At 43.4% G+C, this 15,685-nt stretch carries 14 protein-coding genes; 3 read left to right on the forward strand and 11 right to left on the reverse strand.

Features of this window, described 5'->3' with window-relative positions:
• Positions 1–2: 2 nt before the first annotated feature.
• From H9N25_RS10455 to H9N25_RS10465, 3 genes are all read left to right on the forward strand, one after another.
• A complete protein-coding gene (locus H9N25_RS10455) occupies positions 3–1,499 on the forward strand; it encodes a Y-family DNA polymerase (protein ID WP_190328844.1) in 1,497 nt (498 codons plus the stop codon).
• A gap of 11 nt (positions 1,500–1,510) precedes the next feature.
• A complete protein-coding gene (locus H9N25_RS10460) occupies positions 1,511–4,735 on the forward strand; it encodes an error-prone DNA polymerase (RefSeq protein ID WP_190328845.1) in 3,225 nt (1,074 codons plus the stop codon).
• Between the two features lie 221 nt (positions 4,736–4,956).
• A complete protein-coding gene (locus H9N25_RS10465) occupies positions 4,957–5,445 on the forward strand; it encodes a hypothetical protein (protein ID WP_190328846.1) in 489 nt (162 codons plus the stop codon).
• A 110-nt stretch (positions 5,446–5,555) separates the two neighbouring features.
• Here the strand turns inward: H9N25_RS10465 and H9N25_RS10470 are convergent, their stop codons facing one another.
• The 11 genes from H9N25_RS10470 to H9N25_RS10520 all read right to left on the reverse strand — a co-directional run bounded on the left by H9N25_RS10470 (position 5,556) and on the right by H9N25_RS10520 (position 15,679).
• On the reverse strand, positions 5,556–5,738 hold the full coding sequence (locus H9N25_RS10470; protein ID WP_190328847.1) for a hypothetical protein: 183 nt from the start codon (positions 5,736–5,738) through the stop codon (positions 5,556–5,558).
• A gap of 46 nt (positions 5,739–5,784) precedes the next feature.
• Positions 5,785–5,943 carry a hypothetical protein gene (locus H9N25_RS10475; RefSeq protein ID WP_190328848.1) on the reverse strand — a complete coding sequence of 53 codons (159 nt, stop codon included), beginning with the start codon at positions 5,941–5,943 and terminating at the stop codon, positions 5,785–5,787.
• A gap of 22 nt (positions 5,944–5,965) precedes the next feature.
• Positions 5,966–6,649: a lipid-binding SYLF domain-containing protein gene (locus H9N25_RS10480; RefSeq protein ID WP_190328849.1), complete on the reverse strand. Its 684-nt coding sequence runs from the start codon at positions 6,647–6,649 to the stop codon at positions 5,966–5,968.
• A gap of 876 nt (positions 6,650–7,525) precedes the next feature.
• Entirely contained in the window at positions 7,526–7,999 is a 474-nt protein-coding gene (locus tag H9N25_RS10485) for an Imm26 family immunity protein (RefSeq protein WP_190328850.1), read from the reverse strand.
• A gap of 692 nt (positions 8,000–8,691) precedes the next feature.
• A complete protein-coding gene (locus H9N25_RS10490) occupies positions 8,692–9,771 on the reverse strand; it encodes a glycosyltransferase (protein ID WP_190328851.1) in 1,080 nt (359 codons plus the stop codon).
• Between the two features lies 1 nt (position 9,772).
• Complete coding sequence (locus H9N25_RS10495; protein ID WP_190328852.1) at positions 9,773–10,411, reverse strand: hypothetical protein; 639 nt, start codon at positions 10,409–10,411, stop codon at positions 9,773–9,775.
• Positions 10,408–12,306, reverse strand: coding sequence for a glycosyltransferase family 2 protein (locus tag H9N25_RS10500; RefSeq protein ID WP_190328853.1), 1,899 nt, complete (start codon positions 12,304–12,306; stop codon positions 10,408–10,410). The genes H9N25_RS10495 and H9N25_RS10500 overlap by 4 nt, the downstream gene beginning before the upstream one ends.
• Positions 12,307–12,776: 470 nt before the next feature.
• Positions 12,777–13,064, reverse strand: a complete 288-nt coding sequence (locus tag H9N25_RS10505; protein ID WP_190328854.1) for a hypothetical protein — start codon at positions 13,062–13,064, stop codon at positions 12,777–12,779.
• 110 nt (positions 13,065–13,174) lie between these two features.
• Positions 13,175–13,612, reverse strand: coding sequence for a hypothetical protein (locus H9N25_RS10510; RefSeq protein ID WP_190328855.1), 438 nt, complete (start codon positions 13,610–13,612; stop codon positions 13,175–13,177).
• A gap of 129 nt (positions 13,613–13,741) precedes the next feature.
• Positions 13,742–14,377 carry a hypothetical protein gene (locus H9N25_RS10515; protein WP_190328856.1) on the reverse strand — a complete coding sequence of 212 codons (636 nt, stop codon included), beginning with the start codon at positions 14,375–14,377 and terminating at the stop codon, positions 13,742–13,744.
• Between the two features lie 204 nt (positions 14,378–14,581).
• Positions 14,582–15,679 carry a glycosyltransferase family 2 protein gene (locus H9N25_RS10520; RefSeq protein ID WP_190328857.1) on the reverse strand — a complete coding sequence of 366 codons (1,098 nt, stop codon included), beginning with the start codon at positions 15,677–15,679 and terminating at the stop codon, positions 14,582–14,584.
• Positions 15,680–15,685 lie beyond the last annotated feature (6 nt).

The following is a 15,685-nucleotide window of genomic DNA, read 5'->3' on the forward strand; positions in this document are numbered from 1 at the left end:
AGATGACAAAACGATTTTTAAGCATATGGTTTCCGTTTCTGCTAACGGACTGGAAGACTATCCGCCGCCCGGAATGGAAAGAACGGGCGATGGTATGTGCTGGAACCGGTCACGGACGTATGATGGTCACCGCTACAAACAAGGAAGCAAACGCCCAGGGCATCCATAACGGAATGCCACTTGCCGATGCGCGGGCCATTGTCCATGAGCTCGAAGTCTTTGATGAAAAACCGGGAAGAAAAGAAAAACTGCTCGAAGGCCTTGCCAGATGGGCCATCCGTTACACCCCGCTCTCTTCTACCGACCCCGATGGCATCCTGCTTGACATCACGGGATGCTGTCATTTATGGGGCGGAGAAGAAGCCTACCTTAAGCATATCAGCAGCAGACTCCAATCGTCAGGTTATACCGTAAAAGCGGCAATCGCCGATACCATTGGCACTTCCTGGGCACTGTCCCGTTATGGTAAAGGAGCTGAGATCGTAGCACCATACCAACAGCACTTTGCTTTACTTCCCCTTCCACCGGCAGCACTCAGGATCCCGGGTGAAACCACCGAAAAACTGCACAAACTGGGCTTAAACCGGATTGAACGCTTTATAAACATGCCCCGCAGCACCTTAAGAAGAAGGTTTGGCGAGAACCTGCTCATCAAAATAGCACAGGCCATGGGCGATGAACCTGAGGCCTTTATCCCAATTAGCACCATTCAGGAATTTGAAGAAAGGCTGGCCTGCCTGGAACCTATCCGCACAGCCAAAGCTATTGAAATTGCCATCGAAAGACTGCTTGGTAAACTTTGTTTAAGACTTAAAAAAGAAGGATTGGGCCTGAGAAAAGCAGTACTGAAAGGTTACCGGATAGATGGAAAAACAATATCAACTGCTATCGGCACCAACCGCCCAAGTGATGACCCCATACACCTGATGAAACTCTTTACACTCAACATTTCGGGAATTGCACCTGGTATGGGCATTGAGCTTTTCACGCTAAGTGCTGAAAAGACCGAAAAAATGGAACGTCCACAGGAAAAAATCTGGGCCGGTCAGGCCGGCCTTGACAGCCAGCCGCTGGCAGAATTACTGGACCGCGTAGCTGGAAAAGTGGGTAAAAATGCCATCCACCGTTACCTGCCCAGGGCAGACTACTGGCCTGAAAGAGCAATTAAACAGGCTAAAGATCTCAGTGAAGACAGCGGAATAAATTTCTATAATCCCTTGAACCGTCCCATACAGCTGCTTCCAAGACCGGAACGGATCGAAGTTACCGCACCCATCCCCGATTATCCGCCCATGCTCTTTATCTACCAGGGTGTGCGTCACAGCATCAAAAAAGCAGACGGACCGGAAAGACTCGAGCGTGCCTGGTGGCTGGAAGAAGGAGAACACCGTGATTATTATACTGTCGAAGATGAAAAAGGGAACCGCTACTGGCTTTTCCGCTCAGGCCACTATGCCGCCGAAAACTCGGCCTGGTTTATCCATGGATTTTTTGCCTAAAAAGAAAAGCGATGGAATATACCGAACTTCAGGTCACCAGCAACTTCAGTTTCCTGCGCGGCGCTTCGCACCCCGAAGAAATCGTGGAAGAGGCTGTCCGCATGGGTTATAAAAAAATTGCCATTACCGATCACAATACCCTTGCAGGGATCGTGCGTGCACACGCCGCCACCAGAAAACTTGATTTCCAGCTCATACCCGCCTGCAGGTTAAACCTTGTGGACGGTGCATCCCTGCTCGCCTATCCCACGAACACCGAAAGCTATGGCAGACTCTCTGCACTGCTCAGCCTTGGCAATCTGCGTACCGAAAAAGGCAGCTGCGAACTTTATAAAAAAGATATATTCGAATATTCAAAAGATATTATTTTCATCGCCATCGCACCAGATAGCCTTTCGGAGAACTTTGATTTTCAAGCGGACTTTTACGCAGACCTTCAGACCTACAAAGAGGGACTTGGGAAAAACCTGTACCTGGGCATTAACAGGAGCTATCAGGGAGAAGACCAGAAGAGGATGTTCCGCCTTTCGGAAATCTCCAAAAAAAACGGTATTCCGCTGGTGGCAACCAATGATGTCTATTACCATAACCCCGAAAGGCGTGAACTGCAGGATGTACTGACCTGTGTAAGGGAAAAATGCACCATCCAAAATGCAGGCTACCTGCTTTTCCAGAATGCCGAGCGGCACTTAAAGCCGGAAGAAGAAATGAAAAGGCTTTTCCGACAATATCCCGATGCACTCAAAAATGCCGTAAAAATTTCTGATGCCTGCACTTTTAGCCTTGATAGCTTAAAATATATTTATCCAGAGGAGATCACCTCGGAAGGCAGAACGCCGCAACAGGAACTGGAATACCTGACCATAAAGGGGGCGCACGAAATCTTTGGTGAACACCTACCCAAAAAAGTAACCGATAACATCAGCCATGAGATGAAATTCGTGGAGGAAATGAACTATGCTTCCTATTTTCTCACCGTTTACGATATCGTGCGTTTTGCAAGGAGCCAGCATATCCTTTGCCAGGGCCGTGGCTCTGCCGCCAACTCCACCATCTGTTACTGTTTGGGCATCACCTCGGTCGACCCCACCAAATTCGATCTTTTATTTGAACGTTTTATATCTTCCGCCCGCAACGAACCGCCCGACATTGATGTGGACTTTGAACATGAACGCAGGGAAGAAGTCATCCAGTACATCTATAGTAAATACGGACGCGACCGCGCAGCCATTGTAGCCACCGTCACCCAGCAGCGCCAAAAAGGTGCGATCCGCGATGTGGGTAAAGTGATGGGGCTATCAGTGGATACCATCAACCGGCTCTCTTCCTCCATCTGGGAATTTACCGATGAATGGTTCGAGGGCGGAAAACTTACCGAACAGGGCCTCAACCCGAATGATCCACTGCTTCGAAAAGTGCTTAGCCTTACCGCCCAGATGATGGGCTTTCCAAGACAGCTGGGTCAGCATACAGGAGGCTTCGTCATCACCAGGGGCAAACTGACCGACCTCTGCCCCATCCTCAATGCCCGTATGGAAGAGCGCACCAATATCGAATGGAACAAAGACGATATCGACACATTGGGCTTTCTCAAAATCGATGTACTTGCCCTTGGCATGCTGACCTGCATCAGAAAAGGATTCGATCTGGCCAAAGCGCATTACAACCTTGATCTGACCATGGCCAAGATCAACGAAAATGAAGATCCCAAGGTTTATGAAATGATCAGCCATGCCGATACCCTGGGCGTTTTCCAGATCGAAAGCCGTGCCCAGATGTCCATGCTGCCACGCCTGAGGCCCAAATGTTTTTATGACCTGGTGATCGAAGTAGCCATTGTACGTCCAGGCCCCATCCAGGGTGATATGGTCCATCCCTACTTAAGACGGCGTAACGGAGAAGAAAACGTGGAATATCCTTCCGAAGAGTTAAAAGATATTCTGCACCGAACATTAGGCGTTCCCCTCTTTCAGGAACAGGCCATGAAGATCGCCATTGTTGCCGCAGGCTTTACCCCAGCAGAAGCAGATGAGCTGCGCAGGAGCATGGCCACCTTTAAGGCCAAGGGCATGGTGACCAAGTTTGAAGAAAAACTCATCACCGGTATGACCAGTAAAGGTTATACCGAGGACTTTGCCAGACGCGTATTCAAACAGCTCGAAGGTTTTGGAAGCTATGGTTTCCCAGAAAGCCATGCGGCCAGTTTTGCCCTGTTGGTCTACGTATCCTGCTGGCTCAAATGTTATTATCCCGATGTCTTTGCCACAGCCCTGCTCAACAGCATGCCCATGGGCTTTTACCAGCCTGCCCAGATCGTCATCGATGCTAAAAAGCATGGCGTGGAAATCAGGCCCATTGACATCAATTATTCCACCTGGGACAACCGACTGGAAGAAAGGTCCGGAAAATTTCATGCACTCCGCTTAGGTTTTAGGCAGATCAAGGGCATGAATACTGAAGATATCGAATACCTGACCAATGGCAGAAAAAAAGCATACAGTCATATCCACGAACTAATGGATGCCGGGCTCAGCTTATCTGCCCTGGAACGGCTTGCCGATGCCGATGCCTTCCGCTCCATTGGTTTGGACAGAAGAGCTGCCCTTTGGGAAGTATCCGCCATGGCCGACCGCCCGGTTGCACTCTTTGAAAACCAGCCTTCAGAAAGCAGCCTGGAAATGCAGGCCACCCTGCCCCTGATGAGCAAAGGTGAGCACGTGATCCAGGACTATGCCTCCACATCCTTATCGCTAAAAGCACATCCGGTGAGCTTTGTACGTGAACAATTAAGCCTGCTCCGCGTTTTGCCAACCCAAGACCTTGCGCAGGCAAAAGACGGACAGACCATAAAAGTAGCAGGTCTCGTCCTGGTCCGCCAGCGTCCCGGTACAGCCAAAGGCGTATGTTTTATCACCATTGAGGATGAAACAGGATTTACCAATCTGGTCGTATTTGAAAACCTGTTTGAAAAATTCCGCAAAGAAATCATCCAGTCCAGACTACTGATGGTTGAAGGAAAGCTGCAGATAGAAGGCGAAGTGATCCACGTAATCGTCAAACGTTGCTTTGATCTCACCAACCTCCTGCGATCAATGGACAGGGAAGAAAACAACGGTTTCCCAACAGTCGCTTTCTCCAGATCTGATGAAAGGACAGCAGCCTACTCCGGTAAAGATTTACCAGATAAAGGCACTCCGGTAGACTTCGTAATTCCGGGAGGCAGAAATTTCAAGTAGGGATTGTTACTGCATTGCTCTGATGCTTCAAGCGTCTTGCTGGCCAAATTCCGGTCTGAATAGAATATTTAGTTTGAAGGTTGAGCCGATGAAAGTAGATTGGGAGGATTAGCGCCCATTTACACGCTCAGGTGAAGATATAGCTATATATCAACTTACAAAGTTGGCGAAAATCCTGAATCTGATTGAATTTTTTATAATTGGTTTTTATATCTTTAAAAATGAAAAAATACTTAGCGCCTCTCCTTTTATGCCTCGTGTTGCATTTCAGCTGTAAAAAACAAAACCCGAGTGAACCGGAACCGCCTGAGGTGAACCTTTATACCGATCAACAGGTTATTGGAAAATGGGTGTATCAAAGCCTGAAAGTCAATGGAACAACCTACCCTTATCCGCATAGAAGCGGTTGTGGGAAAGATCGTTTTTATTTTCTAAACAGGCCTAGCCAGGACCATGATTATGTGGAACTAATCCACCTTAATTCCAACTGTGCGCTTCAGACTACAGATATGGACTGGAAACTCAAAGGAGAAAATCTTATTTTGAATTTTGGTTCTCAGCAGTTCATCTACAAAATACTAAGACTCAACTCGAGCAACTTTGATGTACTTGTCAATACCGATTATGATGGAGATGGCAAAGTAGACAAGCTAGAGATTTATGCCACCAAGGAAAACTGTAGTACAGGTGACCCGTACTGCCAAAACTAAACATCGGTTTTCAAGGGCGTTATGACTCCGGCAAGCCCCTATTCAAGAGTACAATAGGCAAATATTTGGGGATTTTTTCCGCCACCACCTCCACAGCGTTCCATACACAATCATTTCACAGCCCTGATCGCCTTATCAAAAGACAGCACCAGATTCTTCTGATCGATACCTTTTAAGGGAACATCATGAACACTACTGCCCAGGCCTGTAGTAAAATAAACATCAGCCTTAACCGGAGCACCCTTTTGAAGCCCCTCCTCAAACAAAGCGATCCCGAACAAAGTACTGTCCACCTTAGATGAAACGATTATACTTACCGTACCCAGATCATACTTTCCGTTATTCTTTAAGGTAACAACCTCTTCCTTTATAAGTATAGCTCACCCCTTTCAGGGTTTCCAGATAAGTCTTATTCTTACCGGTAATTCCCTGATAGCTCTTAGCATAAGCTGAAAAACCAGCAATTGCCAGCAGTAGAACTAAAATAATTCTCTTCATGACTCTTAAAAAAATAATTCAATTACTTCATTTTGGTAATCGCAGCTTTAAGATCTCCTATTTCATCATCGGGATCCCCTTCAGAAGCAAAGATTTGCGCGACATCCATTTCTTTGCCATATACCACTGCATTTGCAGCCGCATCAATCTCCAGCGAAGCGCCATTTACAGAGAGCCCTGCAAAAAGCCCCTTGCTACGGGAATAGGAATACACCTCGGCATCAAGTTTGTAATCGGTACTCACCGCAGAACTACGTCCAACAGGCCCAGCAGCGACAGAAAGATCACCCCCAAGGGTAAAGCTGCTTTTCTTGATCGCAGTCAGGCTAATGGCATGTGTAAAAACTAACACAAGTTCAGTCGACTGTACACCCGCCTGAAGACCGACACTTCCGCCGGTAATGGTTACAAAAACAGGATTGCTCCAGGAGCCGTCTGCCCTTTTCACCATTGCAATTCCCCTGCCGCGTTTCCCTCCGATAACAAAGCCTGCGTTGATCAGCTTTGGCACAATAACAATGCCCTGGGTAAGTTCAAGCAGTCTTGAGGGAATAGATTCTTTCATTTTCCCAAAACCCGAAAGTACCTGGGTTGAAGCCTTTATTCTTTTTTGCTCCTTGTTCTGAGCGGCGGCGGTATCTGGAAATAATAATGCTGCGCAGCAGAGCACAGCGAGATTCAGCTTGATCAAATTGATTGTGTTCATATATATAGAAAAATAACCGGCATTATTCAAGCAGATCTGCTATTACAAACGTTCCGGAAATGCAATATTATACCTTTTATTTCTTTTCCCGATGGGTCTACTGGTAAATTACCTTTCTGTGAGAAATCACCTGTGATAACCATAAAAATTCAAGAATACAATGGATTAACTGTGATCGGGCCTGTATTGGGCATTTCGGCAAAAATGGCCAGCCGTTCCGCATTTAAACTGTCACCCCATTTCGCTTTAAAGTGACCACCCGTTTCGGGGCAAACTGGCCGTTCTGATCTTTCGATCAGCTTTTTTCGCAACTGGCTTTCGGGAATAATTTTTCAATTTCTGCATAAAATAAAGGCTCCTGGGAGCATATCTACTATTCGGGATAGACTACGGTCACTTCGCTGTTTTGAAGGGGGTATGGCATTTTTTTACGCGTTCCAGTACCTGCGAATGGATTTTGATCGCTAGAAAGGTCTGAATTGAGGATAAATCCGGCAGTAAGATGGATTAAACCGAAAAGTCCTGAGGAAAATGGATTTGGATCCGAAGTGTATATTTGTTCAGAGGGAAAGGAACTTAGATGTGCATCATCCGGTAATCAATTTGGTGGCCAGTTTGGCCCGAAACAGAGGGGTCACTTTCACCGAAATACACACCCAAAAATACTTTGCATTTCTTGGATTGCCATGAACAGTAGTGCCATTTCTTGGCGTGGCTGGGCTCATATCAATACACCTCGAAAGTGTCCGCCAAGAGAAATATCGCCTATAATAAATATACCTTATTAAACAGCAAAAGCCCAACATTTCTGATGGGCTCTGCAATAACTCTATTCATTCCTCACACACCACAGGCGTACACCAGCGTGAGAGAGCTTTAGTCTAGACCAGGAGGTTTTTTTAATCTTAATCCTTGCAAATATTTGTTCTGAATACCATTATAATAATCTGAAATCCTTTTTTCAACATGAATCTGATCCCAGACAGCCAAGCGCTCTAATCCTATGCACTCTTGGCATTCTACTCTTTCACGGGTACCATTCCAATCTATCCAGCAAGTTGCTAAGTCACCTATCTCTTGAATAAAAAACGGAACCGTTTCTTTTAGGTCTGTAGGTAGCTCGCTGACCCCGATGATCTTCCATGCACCACTTTTTATGGCTTTATGGTTAACTAAAATTTTAAAGATAATTTTTGATCGTTCTATTAATGAAAGATCAGTTTCCTCTTGGTTTGTTTTAAAATCATAAAATGCATATACATAGTTTGCAATGATTCTGCCATAAGTATGGTAATCCTCGTCAATCTGCACTTTGAAAAATGCACTTAAAATTTCCTTTTGTTTCAACATAAATTAGATTCCTATATATTTATTTAATTCTCCGAATGTTTTACTAGCATTTTGATGATAAACTCTACCAAATGGATTTATTTTTGATACACCTCTAATATAATCACGTCAAGCAGATTGATGTATAACAAATCCTGCTCAATAACGGAAATAAATTTATGGTGAGCAGAAGTTATAAGCATAAATTTGATGAATTTCTGCGCAGCCGCCCACCGGGTTCGGAATCAGATATACAGCGGGCGATCTCATCAAATCAATTCGCAAGGCGATCAGAAGATGTAAACTCATCTGTGATCAGAACGCAAAAACGGCAAGTAAATCCAGTATGAGTCAGTCTGCGCACGGCAACGCTTTGAAACACAGCTGACAATTACCCTGGATAAACAATCAAAGACATCATTTCAGTAGCTGTTAGTCTCTGCATATCGGTAATGTGAATACATTACCACCAAAATTTCGGGCCGGAACTAAAGTCCGGCCTTTCACTCCTGCCCCTTGCGGTTAGGGCTTTTCGTAGTGATCAATATAAGGAGAAAAGATGCAAATGTCGGACTCTTGATTTGTCCTACATTCATCTTATCGGGAAAAGTCTGCTGCTAAACGATTACTAGCCGGACGGACTGATTGGACTGCACTCTTTTTTATTTTCCGGTGCTTGTAAACATCTACTTTTATGAACATATTTTAACTGTCTATTTTTTTAAGAGGATTTTTTTTATCTGCCCAAAACACTTTTCGTCTGAAAATTGTTTTTCAACCAATATCAAAGCGTTATCTGAAAAGCGCTGGTACATCTCGTTATCAAGAGCCAACCGGATAACCGATTCCGCAAACTGCTCACCGGTCTGGGCAGTCAGAAATGAATTTCCGATTCCCTGTTCGATACCACTGGAACCGTGATGGGTCGTAACAAGCGGTATACCATAAGCAAGCGCTTCAATATTTTTGATCTTCATACCAGACCCCATCCTTACCGGATTGATCGCTATATCTATTTGTGAATACATGATGTCAAGATCTGAAGCAAAGCCCTTTAAAAAAACATTTTCAATCCCATTGTTGAGCGGAACCTTGCGGCAGATCAGCCCATAGAGATGCAGCTCCAACCCGAGGCTTTTGGGAATTGACGGCCATACTTCTTTTAGGAACCAACAAATCGCATCTACATTCGGAAGATAATCGCTAGCTACAAAACCGATTACCTTGGGCGCTGCAGCGCGCTCCTTTCTTTTTATCCTCATGGGATGAGGGGCCAAAATCAGGTTCCTTTTACCGGTTTTTCTCGCTGAAATATCAAAATCATTCTTTGAAATCAACATCACCTTATCATATAACCTATAAATCTTAAATTCACGTTCCGCTGGCATCTCATAGTCCCAGTTATCGTATCTCAGACTGTTGAAACTTTTATTCCTTTCGCTGATAATATCATGTGCATCCAAAACCGAAACTACGTGATCGGGTATCGCCCTTAGAAAATAAGACAGGTGAATATATTCAATAAAGCAGATTTTGTAATTTTCGAAACTTAAAAGCTTATTGACCAGCAAAATATTCCGTTCCTCATCCGACTTATGTTCATGCTCAAGGAAAACAATATTTACCCTTGGGGGAAGAAGGGGTACAATATTCTCCGCAGGCTTTCGTCCAATGTAGACAATAGTCACCAAAGAATACCTGGCCAAGAAATCTATAAGTGCCCTTAAGCGGGCAATGTGGCCTGCGCCCGTACTCCATACCGCAATATCGGTTATTACCGCACATCTGATCATATCAATTTTCGGTTATTTTTTTCCTAGGGTGGTGGAGCCCTTTGTACTTCAAATCAAAGGGGCTGACAAAACGCCATCCGATGGACCTGTTGTATACCGGATTTACTACAGGGTCCAGATCAAGCATAGTCGCTATAGTGCCCAAACGGAGCTCGCTGTTGAGCCCCCTATACCCTTCTTTAAAAATTTCCTGTGAAATTGCGGACATCGCCCGCTCTGAAATCAGGATTCCGCAGAAAGGCGTAACCCCAACCGCAAACGGCCTGGCTTTATCTGGCAATTGGTGGACCGTTTTAAACCATACCCAATCATCCCGTTCGGGGTATTTGATACTTGGAACAACCAGCTCACAATCCCAGACCCTGGAGAAATAACTTTTCATATCGCAGTCACACCAGCAATCCCATTCCACAATAACATATCGCTCCGCTCTATTTTCGGTATTCGAGTACCAGTTAAAAACAGAAAGATCGGTACTTAACCAGGCGTCTCTCGGCTCGGACATGATATTCATGACCGTTATGATTTCAATTCCCGGATTATAATCCTCAAAACTTTTTCTGTTTTCTTCGAAGGCCAGAATTTTCTCCTTGTCACCTTCCTGGTGCCAACAGATCAATATGATCAATTCTTTCATCATCGGGGAAGCGTTTGTGTTCTATTTTTATGATCAGTTATCACCTCATCAAAGAAAATGAGCAAGTTATCAACGTGAAACTCAAAAGAGAAAACCTTCCGCTTTGCCCAACATTTGTTCTGCATTTTACTTATCATATTCCTATCATTTAATTTTTCTGCCAGTTCAGCATAAGTTGAGAAGAACAGACCAATTCCCAAACACTTTGTAAGGTTTTGGCTTGCCACGGTATGCACGGCATTATTCCTTTGAATCATGGGAAGCCCTGCAGCAGCCAGCGTGTTCATCCTGGCGGGATAATTCAGGTCGGGCCATTCGCATCTTAACAGATCTCCAAAATTATTGCTATCAGAGACATGGAGCCAACCGGCATCATATTTCGAAAGTTCAGCAGTCCAATTGGAAGCTTCACAATTTGGATGAAGATGAAGATACCTTTTTGCACTTTCAGGAATATCTCTTAACCAATTCCGGTAGGTTTTTTCATGATTTCCATAAAGGTGAATGTGTATTTTCTGACTTGACAGCACCGAAATATCTAAGGGCGTGAGTCCGAATGGCCTACCTGGAATGACAGTATGTACCTCTCCATCCAATGCAGATAACTTTTTAGACCTCCTATTTTTAAAATAGCGCTCAGATGGCAAATCCCCATCCAATAACATGGTTTTCGACCGCTCGGGGGAAAAAAATAAGCTGAACCAGGTTTTTGTTTCCTCATTAATATAAATCTGACCGTCAGATTTTGTGTAGAGATCAGCTAGCTTATCCCAGATGCCCATCTCCCTGCAAAAAAACGGTCCCTCCTTAAAATGCCATATGAAAGGGATATCAAGCCCGCTCATGAGCACCTCATGGGCCAGATCTACAGCGACATTGTTCAACAGCGCATATATTACGTCTGGTTTAATCTCGTTTATACGTTCTTTGTAACCGGAATACGGAATATCCTCAACATTACAGAATGGGATCGGACCAATGGTATTATAATAATACGGCTTTTCGATCCACAGACCATACAGTTTATGGCCCCTGTCCTCCAGTGCGCGTATCCGGTCAGCATTATAGGCAAGTTCCCCAACAATTAGTATTTTTAATGGGTTTGTTGAAGCCTTCTTTTCATCCTTTCCCTTTACTTCGGCAAAGGCTGAATGCTCATCTATAGAAAATCCACCAGCGCTCAAGAATCTAAGTTTATCCCTGACGCCGTAATGGTTTTTATAAATAAAGATATTTCCCCCATAAAACTCATTTATCAACTTATGCCTTTGCTTGGCATGAGAGACCCATTCAGCTGTAATCAGTTTTGTAGGGACAAAATCTCCTTTTGCCTTTAATTCTTTCCAGAACATCAGGCTTAAACTGTCCGTTACAATCTCTCTGCGCTCTTTCCATCTGACGTCATTCTTTTTATGTAATACCTGTACCAATTGTAAAGGGGGATCATTCTGGCTTCCATTTGAAACAGCGGCACGGCTAAAATAACTGTTGTCGCTATAATTGTATTTAATTCCTGAAAAGCTGGCAACAGCACCGATATTACCTAAAAGTGCATCATACATCGTCGAGAGATGGTTGGGATAGTAAATATCATCGGAGGGCAAATAGGCAATGAGACCGTATTTCGCCAATTTTATCCCCTTATTCAAACAAGCACCAAGCCCCTTGTTATCGGCATTTTTTAAATATCTTACATCCTTAACTTCATTTAAGAGCATTTGTATCACCGCATCAGAATCATCTGTGGATCCGTCATTGATAATGATGAGTTCAAACTGATTAAAATTTTGGGCTTTAAGACTGGATATAGCTGCTTTGATGTAAAAAGATTGGTTATAAGTGGGCATTATAACGGTGATGCCACTGTAAAATCCTTTTTTAGATTCCGTTGTTTTCATTTGAAAATTTGAGCGCGATAAAGAAATATGTTTTAAGATCGGGAGTTACCAGGTAGTTTTAAATCGTAATTTCGTATTCATATTGATAGATACTTTCTCCGTCTACAGACAGAGAAAGTACCACAATAACCCTACAAGTATAATATATCAATTGTTCAACAGGCGCTTATGACCAGTCTGGCATCAACAATTTAAAAGAAAGGCATTCGTTCATGATATTAGAAATGCTGCTTTACAGGTAAAAAAAATACCAACACACTAAACCCACTAGAAGAAAGAAAGCAAACCATCTTGCCCAATCGGCCTTTACGATCAATAAAACCGTACTGATTCCGCTGAAAATCATTACAAATCTATTTGATATCAGCATTTTTTTATTCATCGGATCAACGAAAAAAAGATACAAAATAAGACCCAAAAGAATTAAACAGAATAAAATAAGGAAATTGGTCAATCTTTTTTTTGCCATCTTAAAGTGATTTGTAAACTTTACCTAATTCATTTCCGTTCCTATCCTTTACCGTATACAAGACAGATGTTATCCCGCTATTTTCAGATTGCCAATAACTGAGCTTAGTCACCACAATTCCACCACCCGTGTAAGCTGCGTTCATATTCTCCCAGGTTTCTAAATTAATGTCATCCTGAATAGACTTTATATATAAAGTTCCACTAGCTATTGGGCTTTGGAAAAGAACATCGTTGGTTACGCCCGCAGCCCACATTGTCCTGGTTAAATTATGATCTGACTTTGTCATTTCACTGAGAAAACCTATTGCTTCTGTGTCGGTCAAGACCAGATTTTCAACTAAGCCATCTCTGGAAGTACGTTGAGCATAGTGTGGCATCTCGGAGGTCGCACCACCTATTAGTTGATTCTGCCAGGTAGCCCCGCCATCGAAAGAAACTTTATTATAAGGCATTCCAGATTCTGAAATATAACAATTAGTATCCAGAAGATAGGCTCCACTTGAATCAATCTGAAAAAAACTGCTATGCCCTCCATAGCCACCATAGCCACCGCTAACTCCATACCCCCTGCATTCCAACTCCCATAACCGCCATCCAGATGTAGATAAGATAAATTTCCATAATCCCCGTGAACTCCATATCCCCCTGAGACACCGTCTGGGAAATAAGTGCCGTCCGGAACATTCCCATGATCTACAGCATATACAAAATCTTCCCAGGTACTATAACCATAATAGCCTGCAGCCCCGCCGCCTTTTGTAGAGATAAGATCATCCATGTTCAATATCTCCATTTCTTCACGGAGAGCGTCCAATTTAAATTTTAATTTTTTCATTTTTTGATTAAGTGTTTTTTTTTAGCAATTATTTATTTTTTTCAATTTCACTTTTACCGGCTCTAGACCTACCTTCATCATCCATACTTTTTAGATCCACAACTTCACAGATAGCACTATGGTAGTTGGTTATTTTAAGCAGAGAACGTTATATAAGAGTTTACATGATAATAGCAGCTTATAGTTATCGACGACATTGACCTGTTCAAAAATAAGGGTAGAGATTTTCAAAAAGAGAGCCACCCTATCTGCCTGCTCCGAAACAACTTCTTTGCATGTTTTCTCCCAACTGTCCAGCCACATGTCTTCGCTTGGTTTCTTTTGCCACATCACTCCGCCCATGTCCCTGAATTCATCGATATTATCTAAAAAAATATCCATCAGCTGCTCATCAATCTTCACCTGGGCCTCAACATGAAGTCTCTGGCTTAAAATATTGACCACTGTTCTGATCTTGACCTTCGCTTCTTTCCGGACCGGAAAAAGAACCTCCGCAAGCCGAAATTGCAACGCAAGGAGAAAAGAAAAAATACTGTCCTCGTCGACTTTGTCTTCTGCCAGCTTTTCAACGATCAATGCAGAAACCCCGGTTTTTATTTCCAGATACGATACCTGATCAATCAGCTTCGCCCGGTTGACATCCAAAGAACCCCCACCTGAAAAGACGGCATTATTCGGAAAATCCATAAAAAAACCATCTACCGGGAATTTATTACCCATATTTACCGATGGATTGGATTTTACGAAAGATTTAAGTTCTCCCACAAATTCCTGTATTTCTTTTTCACTTCTGGGATTGAATCCTATGCTAATATTCTGCCCTTGTATTGAGCCAAAATCGATCAGAAAGGGTCTGCCTTCTTTCCGATGTCTGGAAATGAACCGGGAGACACATTCAGACCTTAATAGCTCCTGCCAATTGTCCTGTCGGTAAAAAACCGATATTTTTAAACTACTCTTCACCATGGCCTAGTGATCTAAACGATATTTTCCCTGGAAATTTTCAGTCACAACGCCCATTCCAAAGCCCGGTTCGTTGACCCTGAACCGTCCTGCTTTAAGATTATCTTCCATTACGGCCCTATTAGAGGTCTGATGATAGAAGAATATCGCATCTTCTATCAACCTCGGGTTTTTGATCCTATAAAAAACCTGCCCGGATCCGTTTAAAAGCCAGCTGTCCGCTGTTTTTGACTTATCAAAGCTGAGCTGGTGCGTGCCGTTAAAATGAATCTGTTTTTTTTCCTGTGTCCATTGCCCCTCCGACCAGTATTGCTCTTCCACATCGAAACTGTATTTAAAAACGGTTCCGATACTGTTTTCCAGTAAGCTAGCATTTTCATTACTGACCATTGTACCCATTGTATAGCGCCGGTCTTTCCATAAAAAAACCAATTTGCTTTTTGCTGGAGAGATGTAGGAAATCAGCATTTCACTAAGATTGGAGTGGTTTATCCAATTTTCCATCCGATCGGCATTGGAGTGGGCTATCGCTTTTAGGAACCTATCCTCCTCGATCAAAACTTTATTAAGCCCATAGATCTGAAGCCGGTTGATCAGATCATAATCATCGAATCCATAAAATTTCATCTGCTCATCATAGCCACCTAAGGCCATAAAGTCCTTATTCCTTACGGCTATCCTCCCTAGAACATCGTTTTTGACCCAAGATGCCTTATGGGTACTCAAAAAAATATCTTCCTGTGATGAAAAAAGCTCCAGCACATGTGAGGCAAAATCTTTTCCGGTGAAATTATCCGCATCTACATTACAGAGTATTTCACCTTTCGCCAGTCTGAATGCCAGATTTCGGGAATGGGACATACTGTAAACGGAAGGAGTCTCGGTCCTATAATAGGAAAGACTTCCATCTGAGATATAATGATGTAGGTTATTTTTTACATAGTCTTCCAATCCGTCTGTAGAATTGTAATCAAGCAGAACAAATTCTACATTTTCGCAACTTTTGTTGTCAAGAATATTCCGGATAATTGTCTCCTTGACATGTGGAAGCCGATTCATGCAGGTCGTACACAACGAAATCGATTTAGTGAGCTTGAGAGACATTATTTT

Source organism: Pedobacter riviphilus (assembly GCF_014692875.1).
Lineage (GTDB): Bacteria > Bacteroidota > Bacteroidia > Sphingobacteriales > Sphingobacteriaceae > Pedobacter > Pedobacter riviphilus.